Origin of the sequence: Pedobacter puniceum (assembly GCF_009674685.1) — a bacterium.
GTDB lineage: Bacteria > Bacteroidota > Bacteroidia > Sphingobacteriales > Sphingobacteriaceae > Pseudopedobacter > Pseudopedobacter puniceum.
The window spans coordinates 274,112-297,185 of record NZ_WKJI01000001.1 but is presented as its reverse complement, the minus strand read 5'-3'; the positions used below and the strand labels follow the sequence as shown (position 1 = coordinate 297,185).

The 23,074-nt window shown below is 33.2% G+C and carries 21 protein-coding genes and 1 pseudogene; 9 read left to right on the top strand and 13 right to left on the bottom strand.

Features of this window, described 5'->3' with window-relative positions; all coding sequences use genetic code 11:
* Positions 1–27: 27 nt before the first annotated feature.
* Both GJJ64_RS01410 and GJJ64_RS01405 read left to right on the top strand, forming a co-directional pair.
* Entirely contained in the window at positions 28–498 is a 471-nt protein-coding gene (locus tag GJJ64_RS01410; protein ID WP_154285988.1) for a nucleoside deaminase, read from the top strand.
* 4 nt (positions 499–502) lie between these two features.
* The gene (locus GJJ64_RS01405; RefSeq protein WP_229655423.1) at positions 503–1,483 is read left to right on the top strand and encodes a Gfo/Idh/MocA family protein; all 981 of its coding nucleotides are present in this window, start codon (positions 503–505) and stop codon (positions 1,481–1,483) included.
* A gap of 9 nt (positions 1,484–1,492) precedes the next feature.
* Here the strand turns inward: GJJ64_RS01405 and GJJ64_RS01400 are convergent, their stop codons facing one another.
* Positions 1,493–1,894 carry an RNA-binding S4 domain-containing protein gene (locus GJJ64_RS01400; protein WP_154285987.1) on the bottom strand — a complete coding sequence of 134 codons (402 nt, stop codon included), beginning with the start codon at positions 1,892–1,894 and terminating at the stop codon, positions 1,493–1,495.
* Between the two features lie 149 nt (positions 1,895–2,043).
* Between GJJ64_RS01400 and GJJ64_RS01395 the strand changes: the two genes are divergently transcribed.
* A complete protein-coding gene (locus GJJ64_RS01395; protein WP_154285986.1) occupies positions 2,044–3,051 on the top strand; it encodes a helix-turn-helix transcriptional regulator in 1,008 nt (335 codons plus the stop codon).
* A 5-nt stretch (positions 3,052–3,056) separates the two neighbouring features.
* On the opposite strand, the gene GJJ64_RS01390 is transcribed toward GJJ64_RS01395, so the two are convergent.
* The 9 genes and pseudogenes from GJJ64_RS01390 to GJJ64_RS01350 form a co-directional block, all read right to left on the bottom strand.
* The gene (locus tag GJJ64_RS01390) at positions 3,057–4,247 is read right to left on the bottom strand and encodes a hypothetical protein (RefSeq protein WP_154285985.1); all 1,191 of its coding nucleotides are present in this window, start codon (positions 4,245–4,247) and stop codon (positions 3,057–3,059) included.
* A 64-nt stretch (positions 4,248–4,311) separates the two neighbouring features.
* Positions 4,312–4,584 (bottom strand): hypothetical protein, encoded by a 273-nt coding sequence (locus GJJ64_RS01385; protein ID WP_154285984.1) that lies wholly within the window; start codon positions 4,582–4,584, stop codon positions 4,312–4,314.
* On the bottom strand, positions 4,584–4,913 hold the full coding sequence (locus GJJ64_RS01380) for a hypothetical protein (protein WP_154285983.1): 330 nt from the start codon (positions 4,911–4,913) through the stop codon (positions 4,584–4,586). The genes GJJ64_RS01385 and GJJ64_RS01380 overlap by 1 nt, the downstream gene beginning before the upstream one ends.
* 18 nt (positions 4,914–4,931) lie before the next feature.
* On the bottom strand, positions 4,932–5,228 hold the full coding sequence (locus GJJ64_RS01375) for a hypothetical protein (RefSeq protein ID WP_154285982.1): 297 nt from the start codon (positions 5,226–5,228) through the stop codon (positions 4,932–4,934).
* Between the two features lie 3 nt (positions 5,229–5,231).
* The gene (locus tag GJJ64_RS01370) at positions 5,232–5,450 is read right to left on the bottom strand and encodes a hypothetical protein (protein ID WP_154285981.1); all 219 of its coding nucleotides are present in this window, start codon (positions 5,448–5,450) and stop codon (positions 5,232–5,234) included.
* 59 nt (positions 5,451–5,509) lie between these two features.
* Positions 5,510–6,154, bottom strand: a complete 645-nt coding sequence (locus GJJ64_RS01365) for a hypothetical protein (protein ID WP_154285980.1) — start codon at positions 6,152–6,154, stop codon at positions 5,510–5,512.
* 28 nt (positions 6,155–6,182) lie between these two features.
* Positions 6,183–6,446 carry a hypothetical protein gene (locus GJJ64_RS01360; RefSeq protein ID WP_154285979.1) on the bottom strand — a complete coding sequence of 88 codons (264 nt, stop codon included), beginning with the start codon at positions 6,444–6,446 and terminating at the stop codon, positions 6,183–6,185.
* Between the two features lie 13 nt (positions 6,447–6,459).
* Positions 6,460–8,295 (bottom strand): DUF2779 domain-containing protein, encoded by a 1,836-nt coding sequence (locus GJJ64_RS01355; RefSeq protein WP_154285978.1) that lies wholly within the window; start codon positions 8,293–8,295, stop codon positions 6,460–6,462.
* A gap of 157 nt (positions 8,296–8,452) precedes the next feature.
* Positions 8,453–8,551, bottom strand: a pseudogene (locus tag GJJ64_RS01350) (S4 domain-containing protein); the annotation flags it as partial.
* A 74-nt stretch (positions 8,552–8,625) separates the two neighbouring features.
* Between GJJ64_RS01350 and GJJ64_RS01345 the strand changes: the two are divergent.
* The 6 genes from GJJ64_RS01345 to miaA all read left to right on the top strand — a co-directional run bounded on the left by GJJ64_RS01345 (position 8,626) and on the right by miaA (position 14,415).
* Positions 8,626–9,444, top strand: a complete 819-nt coding sequence (locus tag GJJ64_RS01345) for a 2,3,4,5-tetrahydropyridine-2,6-dicarboxylate N-succinyltransferase (RefSeq protein ID WP_154285977.1) — start codon at positions 8,626–8,628, stop codon at positions 9,442–9,444.
* Positions 9,445–9,551: 107 nt separating this feature from the next.
* Positions 9,552–10,691: a glycosyltransferase family 4 protein gene (locus GJJ64_RS01340; protein ID WP_154285976.1), complete on the top strand. Its 1,140-nt coding sequence runs from the start codon at positions 9,552–9,554 to the stop codon at positions 10,689–10,691.
* Positions 10,672–11,238, top strand: coding sequence for an L-threonylcarbamoyladenylate synthase (locus tag GJJ64_RS01335; RefSeq protein WP_154285975.1), 567 nt, complete (start codon positions 10,672–10,674; stop codon positions 11,236–11,238). The genes GJJ64_RS01340 and GJJ64_RS01335 overlap by 20 nt, the downstream gene beginning before the upstream one ends.
* Positions 11,239–11,331: 93 nt before the next feature.
* Positions 11,332–12,744: a CCA tRNA nucleotidyltransferase gene (locus tag GJJ64_RS01330; protein ID WP_154285974.1), complete on the top strand. Its 1,413-nt coding sequence runs from the start codon at positions 11,332–11,334 to the stop codon at positions 12,742–12,744.
* Between the two features lie 71 nt (positions 12,745–12,815).
* The gene (locus GJJ64_RS01325; protein ID WP_154285973.1) at positions 12,816–13,436 is read left to right on the top strand and encodes an IS1096 element passenger TnpR family protein; all 621 of its coding nucleotides are present in this window, start codon (positions 12,816–12,818) and stop codon (positions 13,434–13,436) included.
* A 55-nt stretch (positions 13,437–13,491) separates the two neighbouring features.
* Positions 13,492–14,415, top strand: coding sequence for a tRNA (adenosine(37)-N6)-dimethylallyltransferase MiaA (gene miaA / locus GJJ64_RS01320; RefSeq protein ID WP_154285972.1), 924 nt, complete (start codon positions 13,492–13,494; stop codon positions 14,413–14,415).
* On the opposite strand, the gene GJJ64_RS01315 is transcribed toward miaA, so the two are convergent.
* From GJJ64_RS01315 to rpoB, 3 genes are all read right to left on the bottom strand, one after another.
* A complete protein-coding gene (locus tag GJJ64_RS01315; RefSeq protein ID WP_154285971.1) occupies positions 14,412–14,726 on the bottom strand; it encodes a DUF3467 domain-containing protein in 315 nt (104 codons plus the stop codon). The two genes, miaA and GJJ64_RS01315, sit on opposite strands and share 4 nt — an antisense overlap.
* A 98-nt stretch (positions 14,727–14,824) precedes the next feature.
* Positions 14,825–19,117, bottom strand: coding sequence for a DNA-directed RNA polymerase subunit beta' (gene rpoC, locus GJJ64_RS01310; protein ID WP_154285970.1), 4,293 nt, complete (start codon positions 19,115–19,117; stop codon positions 14,825–14,827).
* Positions 19,118–19,204: 87 nt separating this feature from the next.
* Complete coding sequence (rpoB, locus tag GJJ64_RS01305; protein WP_154285969.1) at positions 19,205–23,005, bottom strand: DNA-directed RNA polymerase subunit beta; 3,801 nt, start codon at positions 23,003–23,005, stop codon at positions 19,205–19,207.
* Between the last annotated feature and the right edge of the window lie 69 nt (positions 23,006–23,074).

Here is a 23,074-nt window from a genome sequence, read left to right as displayed (position 1 = left end):
GATGTTGAGCTTTTTTAATTTACAGCTATGGAGCATGAAGATTTTATGAGAATGGCTATTGCCCTCTCTGAAGATAATGTTAAAAACAATTTAGGCGGTCCGTTTGGAGCCGTTATCGTTAAAAACGGCCAAATTATAGCCAAAAGTGCAAATACAGTAACTACTACAAACGACCCAACAGCACATGCTGAAGTTGCGGCCATTAGGTTAGCCTGCCAAACGCTAAACACCTTTTCTTTAGAAGGATGCACTATTTATGCCAGTTGCGAACCCTGCCCCATGTGTTTAGGTGCAATTTATTGGGCTAGGATTGACAAATTGTATTATGCAAACACTAAAAAAGATGCCTCAGCCATTAATTTTGATGATGATTTTATTTATCAAGAAATAGATTTAAAACCTGAGAACCGGAAATTACCCTCTCAACAATTATTAAGAGATGAAGCCTTAAAAGCTTTTGAAATGTGGCAGCAATCAACCAATAAAACAGATTATTAAGATTATGATGATGACAAATATCAACTGGGGAATTATTGGCTGTGGTAATGTTACAGAGGTTAAAAGTGGTCCTGCTTTTAAACAAGAACACTCTAAAGTTGTAGCAGTAATGAGAAGAAATGCAGAAAAAGCTGCTGATTATGCTAAAAGGCATCATATACAAAAGTGGTATCAGGATGCTTCTGCTTTAATTCTGGATGATGATATAAATGCCATTTATATTGCTACACCTCCTCTTCAGCATCATGATTATGCTATTGAAGCCTTAAAAGTAGGTAAACCAGTTTATATTGAAAAACCAGTCACCATTAATACAGAAGCTTGTAAAGCTATTATTGAAGCCCAAAAGCATTACAAACAAAAAGTAGTTGTAGCGCACTACAGAAGAGAAGTACCTTATTTTAAGGCTGTAAAAAAACTTCTAGACGAGCAGGCTATTGGCGAGGTAAAATTTGTGAACCTACAAACTTTACAGAGAAGTGGTTCTGATATGATTGCAGCAAGTGAAGAAAACTGGCGCTTAAACCCAAGTATCTCTGGTGGTGGTTTGTTTCATGATTTAGCACCACATGCTATAGATTTAATGCTTTATTTTTTCGGCAAACCTGTTTATTATAATGGTGTATCTGCCAACCAATCTCTAAAAAGTGATGCTGATGATATTGTATGTGGCCAAATTAAATTTGAGAACAATGTTATTTTTAATGGATTGTGGTGTTTTGATGTATTGCCAGAACAAGAAAAGGAGTTTTGCGAAATTATCGGTACAAGAGGGAAAATAACTTTCCATATTTTCGGTAATAAACTAAGTATTACCCAAAACGGAGAAACTATTTATAAAGAATATGAACACCCCATTAATATACAACGACCAATGATTACTAAAACCATTGCTTATTTTAGAGGTGAGGAAGAAAATCCATGTTCGCTAGAAGAAGCCTTATTAGGATTAGAAATTATAGAACGTTTTGTTAGAAAATCTTGAAATTTTTTTTTAATCATCATCTTCATCCATGAAGAAGTTATCCTGTAAATCGTCTATTTCTCTTCTATCTTTTTTTGTTGGTCTGCCTGTTCCTCTATCTCGCTCCAGAACTGGCATCCTAAACATAGATTTAAATTTAATTGTGTCTTCTACAGGCGTAATATCTTCATAATGCAAAACTGCCTTTTTAGCATCTACACGGTTAGCCAATAAAGCTGTAACTTTTATCAGCTTCTTCTCAATATTCTTAGAAACCTGTAAAACATCACCCACCTTAACTTCATAGCTTGCCTTAATATTGGTACCATCTTTCTTCACCCTTCCAGCCTTACAAGCTTCTGTAGCTAAGGTTCTTGTTTTAAACAACCTTATTGCCCACAGGTATTTATCTATCCTTACTTTTTCTACCATAAATGTTTTCAAAATAACTCAAAAATCAGATTATTAGCTAAAAAAACCTTTAATTTAATATTCTTATGAAAATCGATAAAGCTATAATAAATAATTTAGCTATAATCACTTATATTGCCTATAAAATACTCTAACAATATTGAAAATCTATGCCTGTTAATCTGGATGCTTTAATTAGATATCATACGATAGATAAATGTTTGCAAAATTTTTATCGAGAGTGGACATGGGAAGACTTAGCAAAAGCATGTTTTGATGCTTTAGATGAAGTAAGATATAGATCAGATAAAAATACAGTTAGCAAAAGAACCATAGAGAATGATATAAAAGTTTTACGTAGTAATATTTTAGGATACAATGCCCCAATAGTGTGTAGAAAGGGTCTATACAGCTACTCTGACAGAAATTATTCTATCAAAAATGCATCACTGACTCAAAAAGACATCAGAAATATAGCCCTAGCCATTGAAACTTTGAAGCAATATAAAGGCTTTCATTTTTTTGATAATTTAAAAAACTCTTTTGAAAGTTTAGAACATAGAGTTGCAATACAATTACATAAAAACTTAAATAAGTTTATACATTTTGAGGACACTTACCTACCTACAGGAACCAATTATATAAACAATATTCTAGATGCTATTCAGAACCAACAAGTACTAAAAATAACTTATCAAAAATTTGATAGTGAAGTTATTAAAAAGAATACTTTACACCCTTATTTATTGAAAGAGTTTAAGAATCGTTGGTATGTTTTAGGTTTTAATCCAAATTTTGATTTTTTAAAAACTTATGCCCTAGATCGTATAAAGGAAATAGAAATTTTAAAAACTGAAATATATCAAGCCAATAATATAAATGCGCAAAGCTTTTTCAGCAATGTTATTGGTGTTTCTAATCCTACAGATACCATACAAGAAGTAAAAATTATTGTAAAACCCATTTTCTCTAATTATATCAAAACACAACCTTTACACCATTCTCAAGTAATTATTAAGGAGGATGAAAGAGGTTTACACATCAAATTACAAGTAGTACATAATGTAGAATTAGAAACCCTTATATGTGGTTATGCCAATTTTCTTGTGATTCAACACCCTGAAAGCCTTAAAAAAGCTATTAAAAAAAGGTTGATCTACGCTTTGGAGAATTTCTAAGATTATTATATCTGTAAAAGATTTGACTCAAGTCTTTCTACTTTATTAAAATACTGTACTACTTGGTAAAGGATACCGTCAAAATCACTAATCTGAAGCTTAGTATACCTATATTTAAAAGTATCTCCATATTTACAAAAAAGTTTATCTTTTTGTAAGTCATGGCAATTCTCAAAGAAACCTTGTTTTTCCATATTCTGAAAAAGCTTTTCACTATCTTTCTTTGACAAAACAAATTGCCTAAATTGTTCATCTTCAATTTGAATTCCAACAATCTTTGTATCTGATTGATTTGACTTATTTATTCTACGATCTATTTCATTGAGACTGTAATTAACTAAATCACTATCACCCTGCAAAATATAACCTATAGAAATAGTACTTTTTTTATTATTGATACTTGACTCATAAACCAATAACTTCTTCATTTTATCACTAATCTCTTCACTTTCGTTTATTGCTTTTTGAAGGCTATAAAAAAAATGTTTTGATCTATAGTGAAGAAATAATTCCCATAATTTATATTCCTCTAGCTTTGCTTGCAAATCAAAATTATCTTCTTGATTTTTAGCGTTTTTCCAGACAAAATCGTAATTAGGACGTGTCTGATTAAAAGAAAATAATCTAAATAAATCACTTAAACCAATAAGCATTTTTTTGTAATCCTCTATATATACTCTTTTAATTGGACTGAACTTTTCAATGTTAATTCTTTTGGATAGACTTTCAAAGTCGTAAAAAAACCAATTATTAAGAGTACTTTTTAAATTTTCTAAAGTATTAGATGGATATAAATGGATACAAAAGAACTTAATTTTATGTTTATCTTTTGTTGCATATTCTATTCTTCTTAGTTGCTCCAAAGTAGGAAATGATTTAACTTTTGTTTCTATAATATATTTTCGTATACCATTTATAGTTATTAAAACATCATACCTAGCCTTATATTTATGTTCCTTATCGCTATTTGAAGCATTTTGTTCTCTTTCTAAAAAAGAATTATTCAAATTCAAATCCTCATTCTCATTTACCCCTGTAAGGATTAGAATCGTTTCCTTAGCATTTTCATGAAACATCCATTTCCAAAAACTACTATGAAAATTTTCTTTATTCTCACCAAAAGCATAAAATATTGGATTGGCTTTTAATTCTTCAAGAATTTTTTCTAATTCTTGAACATTTGTTATCAATTTCATTTTCTAAAATTTACACTATAAAAAAGTATTTTTATTATATGAACATTATTTCTTTTCGGTTATTTTAAATAGCACTCGTATCAGGAAATAAATTCTCAAATTTCTCCTTTGCATTTACCACATCATTAAAAATATTCATCAGGAGGTTAACATTTGGATCTTGAATATTCTTTAAATCCTCATACTTAAATGGCACAACATCACCAACTTCAAAAGCATCACTTATTTCTTTTAGCTCTCCTTCTGCTGCTAAATTTAGCATTCGAGTATAAAGAATACTTTCTATTTCTTCTAAAGCCTCAATGGTCTTGAGTACTTGAAATTTATAATCGCTCATTACTTTAAATTATTTAGATAATTAATTAAATCTTCAAGCTCGTTAAAAACTTCACCTTCATGATTAAAAGGATGCCTATCTATTGTTTGGGGGCTCAACAACTCTCCATTAACTATTTCATGCCCATAAGTAATTGTATTTCTGAACTTCCCCAATCCTCTGGTTTTCATAATAATAGCTTGTGCACCAGGAAATACTGCTATTTGCAATTTAGATTTCTCACATTCATAGAAATCATAATGATTTAAACGCATTTTAACTTGTTCTCTATTTAAGCCGCATTCAGGACAATAACCTGTCCAATAGGTATGTTGATTTGTTATTTCCATTATTGGTTATATTAAATGTTAAACATCATCTGGTATATCATAAAAGTTTTCTTGATTTGGGTAGGTATCTTCTAAAAAAGTTTTAACCTTTTCTATATGCTCACTTAATTCGCAAAGTTGATTGAGTACAGGATTATCAAACTGATAAAACTCTTCAACTTGAAAATTGAATTTACCTGACTTGTAAACATCGTCTAGCTCTTTCATTTCACCCTCTAAAGCAATATTAATTAGCTTTTCTATCAACTCTTCATTAAAATATTCTAGTAAAGAAGCTACTTCTATGATTTGGTCTTTATAATATTTGAATTGCATGATTTAAAAGATTAACTCATCGCTAAGCTTAGTTACTTCCAAAATCTCTAAGTCTTTATCATCAGGTAATTCTAAAGAGCCATCTTTATGAATGATATTTTTGAAAATTTGATCAACATTTACTTTCCTTTCTACCTTTTTAATAGCATCTGAATGACTATTTGCTATAACAAAAAAGAGATCGTAATTATTTAAGCGCACACTAAACAATTTTCTTTGCATACTTCATTAATAGTTTTTTGGTTAGTAATTTGTTTGATTAAATAAGGTGTGATTCTTATTTATTTTTTTAGCTTGATAGTTTTACCTAGCGCAAATAGTATCTGGTCTATGTGATAGATATAATCTTTTTCTTTTTTTAAAGATGGTTGAATATCATCTGAAATCAACCAACACTTATAATCTTTGATATAACCTCTATGAGTTTCTGAATTAAGAAGTGACATTCTTCTAAGTGTATCAATATCTACTTTGTATTTTTCAGCATTTCTAACTGCAAATGCTCTAATAACATGCTGATCAATAATAGGTTCATTATTTTTCTTTGTTAGATATTTCCCAAATTGATAAAATACCAATCCATCATTCTTCATATCTTCATCGTATGAATCAATATTTCTAATACCTTCTACAATATGTTTTATCTTTTGTAAATCACCATTTTTCCAGGCTAAGGCGTAAAGTATTTTTGCTAGAGGATCAGTTATTATTGAGGAGTCTTTTAATAAGTTGTTTTCATTATCTAAGAATTTCTTTATTTCAGAATAGCTAATTTCAAATTTAATAGGTGGGTACTTTTCCTCTTTCATCCTATTCACCTTAAGTTCTTCAATATTTTTTATATGTTCTAGCTTATCAATAGAGGTAGCCGACTCTATTTCTCTAAAAATTCTACTTGTAAGTTCTTTAGCTTGTTTTGATTCCATAATTTTACTCTATTTTTTATTTTTCTTTTTAAAAAGGTAAATCATCATCTTCCTTTTCTATTAATTCTTTTAAAAACTGGTTTATTTCTTCTGTAAACATAAAAAGCTGATAAACGGCTTTTGTAAACACCTGATGACAAGTATTAAAATCATCTTCAATAAGAGAAAAAGACAAATCCTTATTTCTATCCAAAAACTTTTTTAATGTTGGCGTTTCATCAAGCATTAAATCCACCGAATGATGAAAAAGCCTATCTTCAAATTTTTTCACTTCTTTTTGGATGACCTTCATTTTTTTTAATCGCTTAGCTTTTGTCATTTAATTTATCCATCCAATATTTCCAAATAATTACCATAGCCATAGTATCTAGTTTACAATATTGTAGAAGTAGCTGTTTAAGTGTTTCTTTCTTGATATTATCCTTACTGGTAGAACCATACTGCATATCGTAATATGCTTTCATCGCTGCTGTTCCATCTTTTACAGCTTCCATTTTTTCTAAATCAGCCATCAAACCACTTAATTTATCGTAAGGAGATTTTATTATACCTGCCACATCAAAACCTACATATTCTTTTAGCCATTCTATCTGATGGAGATACTCATTATTATTCCAAATGGCAGGCAATACTTTTTTAATAGATGTTTTTCCCTCCATCTGTGGATGAAAATAATGGTTAAAAGTAAAAGCATTCATATCTAATAACCTTCCTTCTCTACCATCTTGCTTATCTTTAGTAATTCCTAGAAGCCAATTTCTTAATTCTTCATTTTCATAATTAAAACTTTCCATTTGATATAAAATAGTCCTTAATACCGTATTTTCATGGGTGGCCCACATTAACGGAGTCCCATCATAACCTATCTGTTTCATTAGACTTTCAGCAAATCTGAAGTTTGGGAAAGTGTTTTCTGTATTAATCCATTCAGAATGAATTGGAGCTGCGTCAGGTTCTATAATGGTATGACAGCTCCATTGAAATGCTACAATTTCGTAAGGTCTCATCCCCTTATGATGAGGCATTGCGCCAGCATAAGTTTCAAAGTCAATAAAATGTAAAGGATATATCCAACTTTCTAATTCATCCTTCATACTGCTAGAAAACCACTCTGTATTATTTAAGGTGTTTTCATATTGTATTATTTGCCTTTTTCCTCTGCTCCCTATATCAACCTTATTGGCTTTATAGAAATATTCGGGCTTCAAATCAAAAAAACTTACCTGCCCATTTTTTATCATTACATCAGCAGTTGGGTTTATCTTTCCTCCTAAAGTTCCTAAATGATATAAAGAAGAAATAGACGGTTTAATATCAGCTAACTTACCCCAACATTCTTTAAAGCCACTTTTATTTTCAGCTTGATATTCGCAAGAAAAACATTTAGTCGTTAACTCAATGTCATCTGGATTAATTCCATAATTTAAAACATTTAATAATTTGTTAGACTTATGTTTTACTGTTGGTAAAATATCGTCAATCTCGTCGTTTACATTAATAAGGCTTAAAAAAGATTTTTCAATTAAAAACTGATGCTCAGGAGAATGTAGACTGTAAAGAAAAGCTATATCAGGCTTTTTGAAATTTTGATTTTCTGATATTTTAGTTTCATCAACACTAAACCAAGAAATTAAGTTATCTATTTTTAATGACTTACTTTTATCCGGGATGAATAGGAAGCAATTAATTTTAAAATTAGGATAAGCATCTTGTAAAACTAATTTTTGGTAAGCAATATCTTCTAGTTCGGAACTTAACTCTTTTTTTATATTTCCAGATTCACTATCAAAAGACTTTGATTTTACTTCTATTAAATTCAGTACTCCACCTTCCTTTTGTAAAATATCAATCCGGATAATTTTTTGATTGTTAACTACTGTAGCTTCAAAAAGCGTAACATTTTCCTGTTCCCTTAAATAGTTTGTAGTTTGTATTTCTCCTAATTCAATATCATCCTCTACTTCTATACCTTCAGGAAAATGCAATATTGCATACTTACCAATCAAGTACCCTCCTTCTGCTAACATTAGCATATATTCATTATTAGCTAACGTACTTGGGTATTTTGATTTCTTGTAGATGAGTTTCTTGGCACAAGAAGCCCCTATTTTATAGTCTGATTTAGATAAAAGTTCTGACATATTCTTAAATATGAAGTAAAGGTAAATGTGGTTAACGCAGTCTATTTGCGTTAGATGTTTGATTAAATTAAGAATCAGAAATTGGAAGATTTTAAATAAAAAATACAAGCTGATTTAGGAAATCTCAATAACAACTAACTATTGAATTTAACTATTTCTTCACCCTTCCAGCCTTACAAGCTTCTGTAGCCAAGGTTCTTGTTTTAAACAACCTTATTGCCCACAGGTATTTATCTATCCTTACTTTTTCTACCATAAATGTTTTCAAAATAACTCAAAAATCAGATTATTAGCTAAAAAAACCTTTAATTTGCAAACAAAAATTTTAATATGATTGCCGAACTAAAAAAAGCCGTTGAAGACGCATGGGAAGATAGAAATTTATTGAATTTCAAAGAGTACCGTAATGCAATAGAAAAAGTTATTCATCATTTAGATTTAGGAGAACTAAGAGTTGCAGAACCTATTTTAGATGGTTGGGCTGTTAACGACTGGATAAAGAAAGCAGTAATTCTTTATTTCCCTATCAGAGAAATGGAAGAAATTGAAGTTGGTCCATTTGTGTTTCATGATAAAATGAAATTAAAAACCGACTATAAAGAAAGAGGCGTACGCGTAGTACCTCATGGTATTGCTCGTTATGGTGCGCATTTAGCAAAAGGCGTTATCATGATGCCTTCTTATGTTAACATAGGTGCATTTGTTGATGAAGGTACGATGGTTGATACTTGGGCAACAGTAGGTTCTTGCGCACAAGTAGGCAAAAATGTTCACTTAAGCGGTGGTGTTGGTTTAGGCGGTGTATTAGAACCAGTTCAAGCTTCTCCTGTAATTATTGAGGACAACTGCTTTATAGGTTCTAGAGCAATTGTTGTAGAAGGTGTAAGAATAGGTAAAGAAGCCGTTTTGGGTGCTAATGTTGTATTAACGGCTTCAACTAAAATTATAGATGTTACTGGTGAAGAGCCTGTAGAACACAAAATGTATGTTCCAGAGCGCTCTGTTGTGATTCCTGGTAGCTATACTAAAAAATTCCCTGCAGGTGAGTACCAAGTGCCATGTGCTTTAATTATTGGTAAGAGAAAAGAATCTACCGATAAAAAAACATCATTAAACGACGCTTTAAGAGAGCACAACGTAGCGATTTAGTTTTAGAGTGGAAAGTTCAAAGTAAAAGTTTAAAGTTAAGAGTAGAATTTAGATGAACACCAGTCAAAAACCTTCTTACTTTTAACTTTTTACTTTAACTTAAAAATATGAAAATAGGTTTTGAGGCCAAAAGAGCATTTAAAAACTTTACCGGCTTAGGTAATTATAGCAGGGCTGTAATTAGTATTATGGCCAAGTATTACCCTCAAAACCTATATTTACTTTATACTCCACAAGACAATAATAAAATTAGGAAAACACTTGTTGACCCTTTTCCTAATGTATCGGTTAAAACCGCTCCTGTAAAAATTCTAAAATCATATTGGCGAAGCTTTCAGCTTACAAAATCATTAATTAATGATGATATAAAGCTTTTTCACGGTTTAAGTAACGAGCTTCCGGCTAATATTAAAAAATCTAATATAGCCAGCGTTGTTACCATTCATGATTTGATATTCCTTCGTTTTCCGCATTATTTCAAATGGGTTGATAGACAAATTTATCGATACAAATTTAAAGCGGCTTGTAAAAATGCAGACCGCATCATTGCCATTAGTGAACAAACAAAACGAGATATCATTCAATATTTCAATACCAACCCCAATAAAATTGATGTTGTTTATCAAGGTTGTGACGCTTCCTTTTGTTTCATACACACAGAAAGTGCTATACAAGATATTAAACAGAAATATAAACTACCCCAAGAATATCTTTTATCAGTTGGCACCATAGAAACACGTAAAAATCAATTATTAATTTGTAAAGCGTTAAAACAACTATCCAAAGACAAAAAGTTGGTGATAGTAGGTAAAGCAACCGCTTATAAACAACAAATTTTAGATTTTATACATATAAACAATCTAACACAGCAAGTTATTTTCTTAGAAAATGTACCTTTTCAAGACTTACCACTTATTTATCAAGGAGCTAAAATTTTCATTTACCCTTCCAGATTTGAAGGTTTTGGGATACCTATTGTAGAGGCATTAAATAGTAAGATTCCTGTAATTGCAGCAACAGGTTCTTGTTTAGAAGAAGCTGGTGGACCAGATAGTCTGTATATTCATCCTGATGATGATACTGCACTCGCTAAAGCTATTGAAAGAGTTCTCGAAAGTGAAGCTTTACAAGCTAACATGATTAAAAAAGGCTTAGCCTATGCAGAAAATTTTAACGATGAAAGTATTGCAAAAAACTTAAACAGCGTTTACCAAAAAACTATCGAGCATGCAAAGAGAAGAAATTAATAAAGCTTTAGAAGTTTTAAAAAATGGTGGTTTAATTCTATATCCAACAGATACCGTTTGGGGAATTGGTTGCGATGCTACCAATAAAGATGCCGTTGCTAAAGTTTTTGCGCTTAAAAAAAGAGAAGAATTTAAAAGCCTAATTATTTTATTAGATACTGATGCTAAGCTACCAAGTTATGTAAAAGAAATACCCGATGTTGCTTACGATTTGATTGAATATACCGAAAAACCACTCACCATTATTTACTCTGGGGCTAAGAACTTGGCAGAAAATGCAATCAATGCCGATGGCAGTATCGGTATTAGAATCACTAAACATCCATTTTGCAAAGAATTAGTACAAAGGTTTAGGAAACCCATAATTTCTACATCAGCAAATTTAAGTGGTGAGCCTACCCCTAATAACTTTTCTCAAATACCTCAAATCATCAAAGATGGAGTAGATTATATTGTACAATTAGAACAAGATAATCATCAAGCTAAAAAGCCATCCACCATCATGAAATTAGAAGCAAATGGTGCCTTTGCCTTTATCAGGAAATAAGCTTTCAGCCTTCGGTTTAAAGAATTATCTTTGGTAGCGATTAAAAATTTCAGGGAATATGCTCTCTATAAGTTTGCATTACCCAAATCAAATATGAAGCAACACCTTAAACATCCTATTTTTAAAATTATCTCTAAAATTTCTGGCGATTTAAATGCCGAAACTTATGTAATAGGTGGCTTTGTAAGAGATATATTTTTAAATCGAACTTCTAAAGATGTTGATATTTTAGTCATAGGTAATGGCCCAAATTTCGCTTTAGAAGTAGGTAAAATTTTAAAAACCAAAGTTGCTGTTTTTAAAAATTTTGGAACCGCCATGCTACGCTACAAAGATTTAGAGGTAGAATTTGTTGGTGCAAGAAAAGAATCATACAGGGCAGATTCTAGAAAGCCCATTGTTGAAGATGGAACTCTAGAAGACGATCAAAAAAGAAGAGATTTTACCATCAATGCTATGGCTATACACCTTCATCCTCATAAATATGGTGAACTGGTAGACCCTTTTGATGGTATTAAACATCTGGAAGAAAAAAAAATCATTACGCCTTTAAATCCTAATGAGACTTTTTCTGATGACCCTTTAAGGATGATGCGAGCTATACGCTTTGCTACTCAACTTAATTTTAAAATCAGTCAAGACGCTATTGATGCCATAAAACTTAACTTAGAGCGTATTAAAATAGTCTCGAAAGAGCGTATTACAGATGAACTGAATAAAATTATTCTATCGCCTAAGCCATCCATAGGTTTTAACTATTTGTTTGATACCGGCTTGCTGAAACTTATCTTCCCTCAAATGGTAGCACTTTACGGTGTAGATGTAATTGAGGGTAAAGGACATAAAGATAATTTTTACCATACCTTACAAGTTTTAGATAATGTTGCCAAAACATCTGAGGATTTATGGTTAAGATGGGCAGCTATTTTACATGATATAGCCAAACCAGCAACCAAACGTTTTGAAAAAAATCATGGTTGGACTTTCCATGGTCATGAAGACAAAGGAGCTAGAATGGTTCCTAAAATATTTGCTGATTTAAAACTACCTCTTAACGATAAAATGAAGTTTGTACAGCTATTGGTTCAGCTTCATCTTCGCCCTATTGTATTGGCGCAAGAGGTAGTAACAGATTCTGCCGTAAGAAGATTACTATTTGAAGCAGGCGAACACACAGAAGCCTTAATGCTCTTATGCCAAGCAGATGTTACTACCAAAAACGAGTATAAGATTAAAAAGTATAGAAACAATTTTGAGCTGGTAAAACAAAAACTTAAAGACGTTGAAGAAAGAGATAAGATAAGAAATTGGCAGCCTCCGGTTACTGGTGAAGACATTATGAAAACCTTCAATTTACAAGCTGGTAAAGAAGTTGGAATCATTAAAAATAAGATTAGAGAAGCTATTTTAGAAGGAGATATAGCCAATAACCGTTCTGAAGCACTTTATTTCATGAAAAAAACAGGCATAGAACTTGGGCTAAAAATTGAAAAAGAACTAGATTAGATTTTCATCCAATTTATCAACTAAGATTAAATAAATTAAGAAAAATCCCTCATAAAAATTATTTTTGCAGCATGGCAGTTTACAGATTCAGGGTAAGTTTTGAGGATTACGATGATGTAATCAGAGAGATTGATATTAAATCAAACCAAACATTTAAAGATTTACATTATGCAATCCACAAATCTATAGGATATGATCCAGAAAAATCTTCTTCCTTTTATGTAAGTAATGATCATTGGATAAAGAACGAAGAAATAGCTTACCTTCCTAGTGAGAAAAAAATAGACCGTGGAGTGAGTTTAATGGAAAATGCTAAACTAAGCAGTCATATTGATGATCCACATCAAAAATTCTACTATATCTATAATTTCGAAAAACCTTTTGATTTTCATGTAGAGCTGATTAAAATTTTAGAAAATAACCCTACCCAAATTTATCCTTTGGTATTCAAATCTGTGGGTGAAGCTCCTAAAATTATCAGTAATATTTTAGGTTCCCCAGATGAAATTACCGGCGACGAAGATCCAGATTTCTTAGATGATGAAACCATTTTAATTGCCGATGAGGATGAATTAGAAGCTTTAAATTCTGATACAGAGGAAGGTGAAGACGAGGAAGAGGAAAGCGACGAATTTTCTGATGAGTTCTCTGATAATGAGAATTATGATCAAGATGATTATGATAGAGAATAACCTTAAAACAATATATTAAATCCGGTTTAAACCGGATTTTTTGTTTAAAAACAGCATGAATAAATCCAAAGTTCTTATTGTAATTGCAGGCCCAACAGCGATAGGTAAAACTGCCCTTGCCATAAAAATTGCTCAGCATTTTAATACCGAAATCTTATCTGCAGATAGCAGACAATTTTTTAAAGAAATGAGTATTGGAACTGCAAAACCTACGAATGAAGAACTTCAAGCTGCCAAACACCATTTCATCAACTCGCACAGTATAAAAGAACAAGTAAGTGTAGGTTCTTACGAAAAAGAAGCCTTAGAACTATTACATCAACTTTTTCAAAGTCATGACGTCTTAGTTATGGTAGGCGGTTCTGGTTTATATATCAATGCCGTACTTCATGGTTTTGATGAACTGCCTCCAGTTAAAGAACATATAAGAAAAAGTCTTAATGATAAACTTTTAAATGAGGGCATAATCCCTCTACAACAAGAATTACAAGCAATAGACCCAGCTTACTACGCAGAAGTTGATATACATAACCCACAGCGTATCATAAGAGCTCTTGAGGTTTATCACTCTACAGGTACAACATTTTCTTCTTTCCGTAGCGGTATAAAAAAAGAACGCCCTTTTAAAACTATCATCATTGGCTTAGATATGCCAAGAGAGAAACTTTATGAAAGAATCAATACAAGAGTAGATTTAATGATAGCCCAAGGTTTAATTGATGAAGTAAAAACCCTACAAGAATACAAGCATTTAAATAGCCTCAATACGGTTGGGTATTCTGAAATATTTGACTTTTTGGAAGGTAAAATAACTTTAGTACAAGCTATTGATGCTATTAAGCAAAATACCAGAAGGTTTGCTAAAAGACAACTCACTTGGTTTAGGAAAACAGAAAATATACATTGGTTTAGCCCAGAAGAAGAAAAAAAGGTTATTTCGTTTATTGAAAAAGAAATAACCTCTCTTCCTCATGATTAAGCTTGTGCGGTAGGCCCTCCAAAGTTAAAAGGCATTCCATTATTAGGTTCTCCACCGCCTTTTATCTGTCCATTTATCATTTCAAACTTGGCAATATTATCTTCTAAAGCTAATAATAGCCTCTTTGCATGATCTGGTGTTAATACAATTCTACTTTTTACCTTTGCCTTAGGTATGCCAGGCATTACCCTAATAAAATCAAGTACAAACTCGCTATTAGAGTGAGTTATGATGGCTAGGTTAGAATATACACCTTCTGCTATTTCTTCTGATAATTCTATATTTAATTGGTTATCTTGTGGTTCTTCCATTGTATTTTGCTCTTAAAATATCAAGTATAAACAAAGCTGACAATAAAACAAAAAAAGCCTGCTATTTCTAGCAGGCTTTTCATTATTTAGAGATATTATTATGCTTCAATCTCTTCTTCCTCTTCTTTAGAAGCCATTAATCTATCATACTCTTCTTGAGATCCAACAATAATTCTTTCGTAATCTCTTAAACCTGTACCAGAAGGTATTAAGTGACCAACAATTACGTTTTCTTTCAAGCCTAATAAATCATCACGCTTACCGGCGATGGCAGCTTCGTTAAGAACCTTAGTAGTTTCTTGGAACGATGCAGCAGAGATAAACGATTTAGTACCTAAAGATGCTCTGGTAATACCTTGAAGCATTGGACTTGCCGTTGCAGGACGAGCCTCTCTTGCTGTAACCAGTTTTAAATCTTTACGTTTTAATTGTGAGTTCTCATCACGTAATTTACGTACAGAAATAATCTGACCAGGTTTTAAAGTATTAGAATCTCCTGGATCTTCAACTACCATTTTATCATAGATACTATCATTCTCAATAGAGAAATCAAATCTATCTACTGCTTCTTTTTCTAAGAATTTCGTATCACCAGCGTCTTCAATCATTACTTTCTGCATCATTTGGTGAACGATAGTCTCAAAGTGTTTATCGTTAATTTTCACACCTTGTAAACGGTAAACCTCTTGAATTCCATTAACAAGATACTCTTGTACGGCTGCAGGACCTTTAATTGATAAGATATCGCCTGGAGAGGTTGCTCCGTCAGACAATGCCATACCAGCTTTAACAAAGTCATTATCCTGTACTAAAATATGTTTAGATAATGGCACCAAGTATTTTTTAACTTGTCCGTCTCTAGATTCGATAGTTACCTCACGGTTACCACGTTTAACACCTCCTAAAGTTACAACACCATCAATCTCTGTAATAACAGCTGGGTTAGATGGATTTCTAGCTTCAAATAATTCAGTTACACGAGGTAAACCACCGGTGATATCTCTAGTTTTACCAGTTGTACGAGGAATCTTAACTAAGATTTCACCCATTTTAACCTCGTCGCCTTCATCCACAACAATATGCGCCCCTACTGGAATATTGTATTCTCTAATAGAACCACCTTTTTTGTCAACGATTTTAACAACAGGGTTTTTGGTCTTATCTCTAGTATCAATGATAACTTTCTCTCTGTGTCCGGTTTGCTCATCAGACTCTTCACGGAAGGTAACACCTTCAATTACTGATTCAAATTCTACTTTACCAGAGAACTCAGATATAATTACCGCATTGTACGGATCCCAAGAGCAAATCTTATCTCCTTTAGTTAACTTAGTTCCTTCTTTAACATATAAATAAGAACCATAAGGGATATTATTGGTTACAATAACTCTTCCGCTATTTGGATCTACAATTTTAAACTCTCCAGAACGACCTAATACAACATCTACTTTACCTTCTTCTGTCTCATACTCAACAGTTCTGATGTTTTCAAACTCGATAACTCCATCAAACTTAGCATTGATTTGAGATTCTGCCGCAATGTTAGATGCAGTACCACCCACGTGGAATGTACGAAGTGTTAACTGCGTACCTGGCTCACCAATAGACTGTGCTGCAATTACACCAACCGCCTCACCCATCTGAACACGTTTACCAGAAGCTAAGTTTCTTCCGTAGCATAATGCACAAACTCCTCTTGGAGCTTCACAAGTTAATACAGAACGTATTTCAACACCTTCTAGTGGAGACTCTTCTATTGCTTTCGCGATTTCTTCAGTGATATCTTCATTTGCACCAACTAATAATTCATTAGTTAATGGATGATAAACATCATGTAAAGAAGTACGACCTAAAATTCTATCATATAATGGTTCAACAATATCCTCGTTATCTTTTAATGCAGTTGTGAACATACCTCTTAAAGTACCGCAATCGTGTGCTTTAATCACCATATCCTGTGCAACATCATGTAAACGACGAGTTAAGTAACCAGCATCAGCAGTTTTTAACGCTGTATCCGCAAGACCTTTACGAGCACCGTGAGTAGAGATAAAATATTCAAGAACTGATAAACCTTCTTTAAAGTTAGAAAGGATAGGGTTCTCTATAATCTCACCACCTGAACCTGATTTTTGTGGTTTCGCCATCAATCCCCTCATACCACAAAGCTGACGAATTTGCTCCTTAGAACCACGAGCTCCAGAATCCAACATCATGTAAACAGAGTTAAATCCTTGGTTATCGTTAGTTAGCTGGTGCATTACATGCGATGTCAATTTATTATTGATACGAGTCCAGATATCGATAATTTGATTGTAACGCTCGTTGTTGGTAATGAAACCCATGTTATAGTTATTCATTACTTCATCAACTTCTTTACGAGCTTGCTCTAATAAAGTATGTTTCTCTGTAGGGATATTTAAGTCTTTCAAGTTGAAAGATAAACCTCCTCTGAAAGCATACTGGAATCCCATAGTTTTGATTTCATCTAAGAAGTTTGCTGCTCTGGCCATACCAGTAACTTTTACTACCTCTCCAATGATATCTCTAAGAGATTTTTTAGTTAGCAACTCATTAATGAAACCTACCTCTTCTGGTACTACTTCATTAAATAATACTCTACCAACTGTAGTCTCAATAGTTTTAGCTTCGATTGAACCATCTTTAGCCTTAACCTTAGCTTTTACTTTGATCCAAGCATGTAAATCAATTTTCTTCTCATTGTAAGCAATTGTAACCTCTTCAGAAGAATAGAAAATAGATCCTTCGCCCCTTACTGGGTGTCCTGGCTCAGACTTACGACCTTTGGTCATGTAATAAAGACCAAGAACCATATCTTGAGAAGGTACCGTTACCGGAGTTCCGTTAGCTGGGTTAAGAATGTTGTGCGATGCTAACATCAAGATTTGGGCTTCCAAAACAGCAGCATTACCTAGTGGTACGTGAACAGCCATCTGGTCACCGTCAAAATCCGCGTTAAATGCAGTACAAACTAATGGATGTAATTGGATAGCTTTACCTTCAACTAATTTAGGTTGGAATGCTTGAATACCTAAACGGTGAAGCGTAGGTGCCCTGTTTAAAAGAACAGGATGTCCTTTTAATACATTCTCTAAAATATCCCAAACTAGAGGGTCTTTTCTATCAACAATTTTCTTTGCAGACTTAACAGTTTTAACTACTCCCCTTTCAATCATCTTACGGATGATAAATGGTTTAAATAGCTCTGCTGCCATATCTTTAGGTAAACCACACTCGTGTAATTTTAAAGTAGGACCTACCACAATTACAGAACGACCAGAATAATCAACACGTTTACCTAGTAAGTTTTGACGGAAACGCCCTTGCTTACCTTTTAATATATCTGATAATGATTTTAAAGCTCTGTTACCTTCAGTTTTAACAGCATTCACTTTACGTGAGTTGTCAAATAAAGAGTCAACAGCTTCTTGTAACATACGTTTTTCGTTACGTAAGATTACTTCTGGAGCTTTAATTTCCATCAATCTTTTTAGACGGTTATTACGGATAATTACCCTTCTATAAAGATCATTTAAATCTGAAGTTGCAAAACGACCACCTTCTAATGGCACTAATGGACGTAATTCTGGTGGAATAACAGGAACAATTTTAACAATCATCCACTCTGGATTATTCTCTATACGACCTTGAGAACCACGGAAAGCTTCAACAACTTGTAAACGCTTTAAGGCTTCGTTTTTACGTTGCTGAGAAGTTTCATTAGCTGCTTGGTGACGTAAATCGTAAGATAAAGTATCTAAATCAAGACGTTTTAACAAATCTTCTAAAGCCTCAGCCCCCATCTTAGCGATGAATTTATTTGGATCTTTATCATCCAAATACTGATTTTCTTTAGGTAATTTATCTAGGATATCAAGATACTCTTCTTCTGTTAAGAAGTCCATGTAATTGATACCTTGATCTGCCATTAAACCAGATTGAATAACTACGTAACGCTCGTAGTAAATGATTAAATCTAATTTTTTAGTTGGCAAACCTAATAAGTAACCAATTTTATTAGGTAAAGATCTGAAATACCAAATGTGCGCCACAGGAACAACAAGATTGATGTGTCCCATACGCTCACGACGTACTTTTTTCTCTGTAACCTCAACACCGCAACGGTCACAAACGATTCCTTTGTAACGAATACGCTTATATTTACCGCAATGGCATTCGTAATCTTTAACCGGACCAAAAATACGCTCGCAGAATAAACCATCACGTTCTGGCTTATACGTTCTGTAGTTGATTGTCTCAGGCTTTAATACCTCACCACTTGATCTTTCCAAAATTGCTTCAGGAGAAGATAAGCTAATGGTAATTGAGGTAAAATTACTTTTTATTTTATTATCCTTTTTGTAAGACATATTCTTTCTTTAAGTTGAAAGTCATAAGTCCAAAGTTGAAAGCAAAGTATTTAAACTTTAAACCTTCAACTTTAAACCTTGAACTTATTAGTCTAATGTAATATCTAAACCTAATCCTCTTAGTTCATGAACCAATACGTTGAATGATTCTGGAACACCTGGAGTTGGAAGATTTTCACCTTTAACAATTGCTTCGTAAGTTTTTGCTCTTCCTACAACATCATCAGATTTAACTGTTAATATCTCTTGTAGAATGTTAGCAGCACCAAACGCTTCAAGTGCCCAAACCTCCATCTCACCAAAACGCTGACCACCAAATTGTGCTTTACCACCTAATGGTTGTTGTGTAATTAATGAGTATGGTCCTATTGAACGAGCATGCATTTTATCATCAACCATGTGACCTAGTTTCAACATATAGATGATACCTACAGTTGTTGGTTGGTCAAAACGCTCACCTGTTAAACCGTTATATAAGTAGGTTCTTCCTGATTCTGGTACACCAGCTTGTTTCACGTAATGTTCAACCTCATCATGAGATGCACCATCAAAAATTGGAGTTGCAAATTTCAACCCTAATTCTTTACCTGCCCAACCTAAAACAGTTTCGTAAATCTGTCCAAGGTTCATACGAGAAGGTACACCTAGTGGGTTTAACACGATATCAACTGGAGTTCCATCAGCAAGGAAAGGCATATCTTCATCACGAACAATACGAGCAACAATACCCTTATTACCGTGACGACCAGCCATCTTATCACCAACTTTTAATTTACGTTTCTTAGCAACATAAACTTTCGCCATTTGAACGATACCTGAAGGAAGCTCATCACCCACACTAATAGCAAATTTATCTCTGCGGTAAGCACCTAATTCTTCGTTAACTTTAATATTGAAGTTATGTAGAAGCGCTTTAATCAATTCGTTTTTATCTTCATCAGTTGTCCATTTAGTTGGATTAATATGATTATAATCCAATTCCATTAACAACTTCTGCGTAAACTTAACGCCTTTAGCAATTAAAAGCTCTTTATAAACATTGTAAACACCTTGTGAAGTTTTACCATTTACAATGGTAAATAGTTTTTCTACCAACGCTTCACGAAGTTCTCTTACAGCTTTCTCGTGTCTTGCTTCTAATTTATCTAATTGAGCTTTTTCTTCTGCTTTAGAAGTTTTCTTAGCTCTCGAGAATAATTTAGTATCAATAACAACACCGTTAATTGATGGAGGAGTTTTTAAAGATGCGTCTTTAACGTCACCAGCTTTGTCTCCAAAGATTGCTCTTAAAAGTTTCTCTTCTGGTGAAGGATCTGATTCTCCTTTAGGAGTTATTTTTCCGATAAGGATATCGCCTTCTTTAACTTCAGCACCTACTCTAATGATACCGTTCTCATCTAAATCTTTAGTAGCTTCTTCAGAAACGTTAGGAATATCTGGAGTTAACTCCTCTTCACCACGTTTAGTATCACGTACTTCTAATTCAAATTCCTCAATATGAAGTGAAGTGAAGATATCCTGAGAAACAACTCTTTCAGAAATTACGATAGCATCCTCAAAGTTGTAACCTTGCCAAGGCATGAAAGCAACTTTTAAGTTTCTTCCAAGAGCTAACTCTCCATCCTGTGTTGCATAACCTTCACAAAGAACTTGACCTTTTTCAACTCTTTGTCCTTTTTTAACAATTGGCTTTAAGTTGATACAAGTACTTTGGTTGGTTTTCTTGAACTTAATTAAGTTATATGATTTAGATTCTCCATCAAATGATACTAAAGCATCATCTTCTGTTCTGTCATATTTAATGGTAATTTTATTAGCATCAACATACTCAACCACACCATTACCTTCTGCATTAATTAGCGTTCTTGAATCACGAGCTACACGACCTTCTAAACCTGTACCTACTACAGGAGCTTCTGGACGTAATAATGGTACAGCTTGACGTTGCATGTTAGATCCCATCAAAGCTCTGTTCGCATCATCATGCTCTAAGAAAGGAATTAATGATGCCGCGATAGAAGTAATCTGATTTGGAGAAACATCCATATAATCAAGTTTTTCTGGCTCAATTACCGGGAAGTCACCCTCATATCTAGCTTTTACTTTATCATCAACATAATTTCCTTTTTCATCATATTGCGCATTAGCCTGAGCAATGGTCATACCATCCTCATCTTCTGCGCTTAAATAAATCACCGGTTGGTCTACTGCTACTTTACCATCAACAACTTTACGGTAAGGTGTTTCTATAAATCCAAGGTTATTGATTTTAGCATGTACACAAAGAGAAGAAATCAAACCAATGTTTGGCCCTTCTGGAGTTTCAATGGTACATAAACGACCGTAGTGAGTGTAGTGAACGTCACGCACCTCAAAACCAGCTCTTTCTCTTGATAAACCACCAGGACCTAAAGCCGATAAACGACGTTTATGAGTAATCTCTGCTAATGGATTGGTTTGATCCATAAATTGAGATAACTGGTTTGTTCCGAAGAATGAATTGATTACTGAAGATAATGTACGAGCATTAATCAAATCAGTTGGAGTAAATACCTCGTTATCACGGATATTCATACGCTCACGAATGGTTCTAGCCATTCTTGATAAACCTACCCCAAACTGAGCATAAAGCTGCTCACCTACAGTACGAACACGACGGTTAGATAAGTGATCGATATCATCAACATCCTCTTTAGAGTTAATTAATTTGATCAAGTATTTAACAATCGCAATGATATCCATCTTAGTTAAAACTTTAGTCTCCACAGGAGTATCTAATTTTAACTTACGATTGATACGGTAACGACCAACGTCGCCTAGATCATAACGTTTATCTGAGAAGAATAAACGATCTATGATACCACGAGCGGTTTCCTCATCAGGTGGTTCAGCATTACGTAATTGTCTGTAGATATGTTCTACCGCTTCTTTAGCAGAGTTAGAAGTATCTTTTTGTAATGTATTATAAATGATAGTATAGTCTCCGCTGTTGCTATCTTCCTTAGAAAGGATTAAAGTTTTAACACCAGCATCAACAATCATATCGATATGATCATCTTCTAAAATAGTTTCTCTTTCTAGAATAATTTCATTTCTATCAATAGAAACAACTTCACCTGTATCCTCATCCACAAAATCTTCTACCCATTTCTTAAGAACTCTTGCAGCAAGTTTACGACCTACATATTTCTTAAGTCCTGATTTGCTAACCTTAACTTCATCAGCTAAGTCGAATAATTCTAAAATATCTTTATCAGAATCATAACCAATTGCTCTTAAAAGTGTGGTTACAGGGAATTTCTTTTTACGGTCTATGTAAGCATACATCACATTATTAACGTCTGTAGCAAACTCTATCCATGAACCTTTGAAAGGAATAACACGGGCAGAATATAATTTACTACCATTAGTGTGACGACTTACACCAAAAAACACACCTGGTGAACGGTGTAATTGAGAAACGATTACACGCTCTGCACCATTGATAACAAAAGTTCCTTTCGGAGTCATGTAAGGAATAGTTCCTAGATAAACATCCTGAACGATTGTTTCAAAGTCTTCGTGTTCCTCATCATTACAAGACAATCTTAATTTTGCCTTGAGAGGTACACTATAAGTTAATCCACGCTCAATACACTCTTGTATATCATAACGAGGTGGATCAATAAAATAATCCAGAAATTCTAAAACAAATATGTTTCTCGAGTCTGAGATCGGAAAGTTTTCAGCAAAAACTTTAAATAACCCTTCTGTATGACGGTTATCTGAAGTAGTTTCTAACTGAAAGAATTCCTTGAACGATTGGATTTGAACATCCAGAAAATCAGGATAATCAATTACATGCTTACTTTGAGCAAAGTTTATCCTTTGATTGCTTTTGTTTGCCAAGGGTCTAAAATTTTAGTTAAACTAAACCGAAAATTCGATTAATACTGAACAGCCATCCAGCATTTTCAT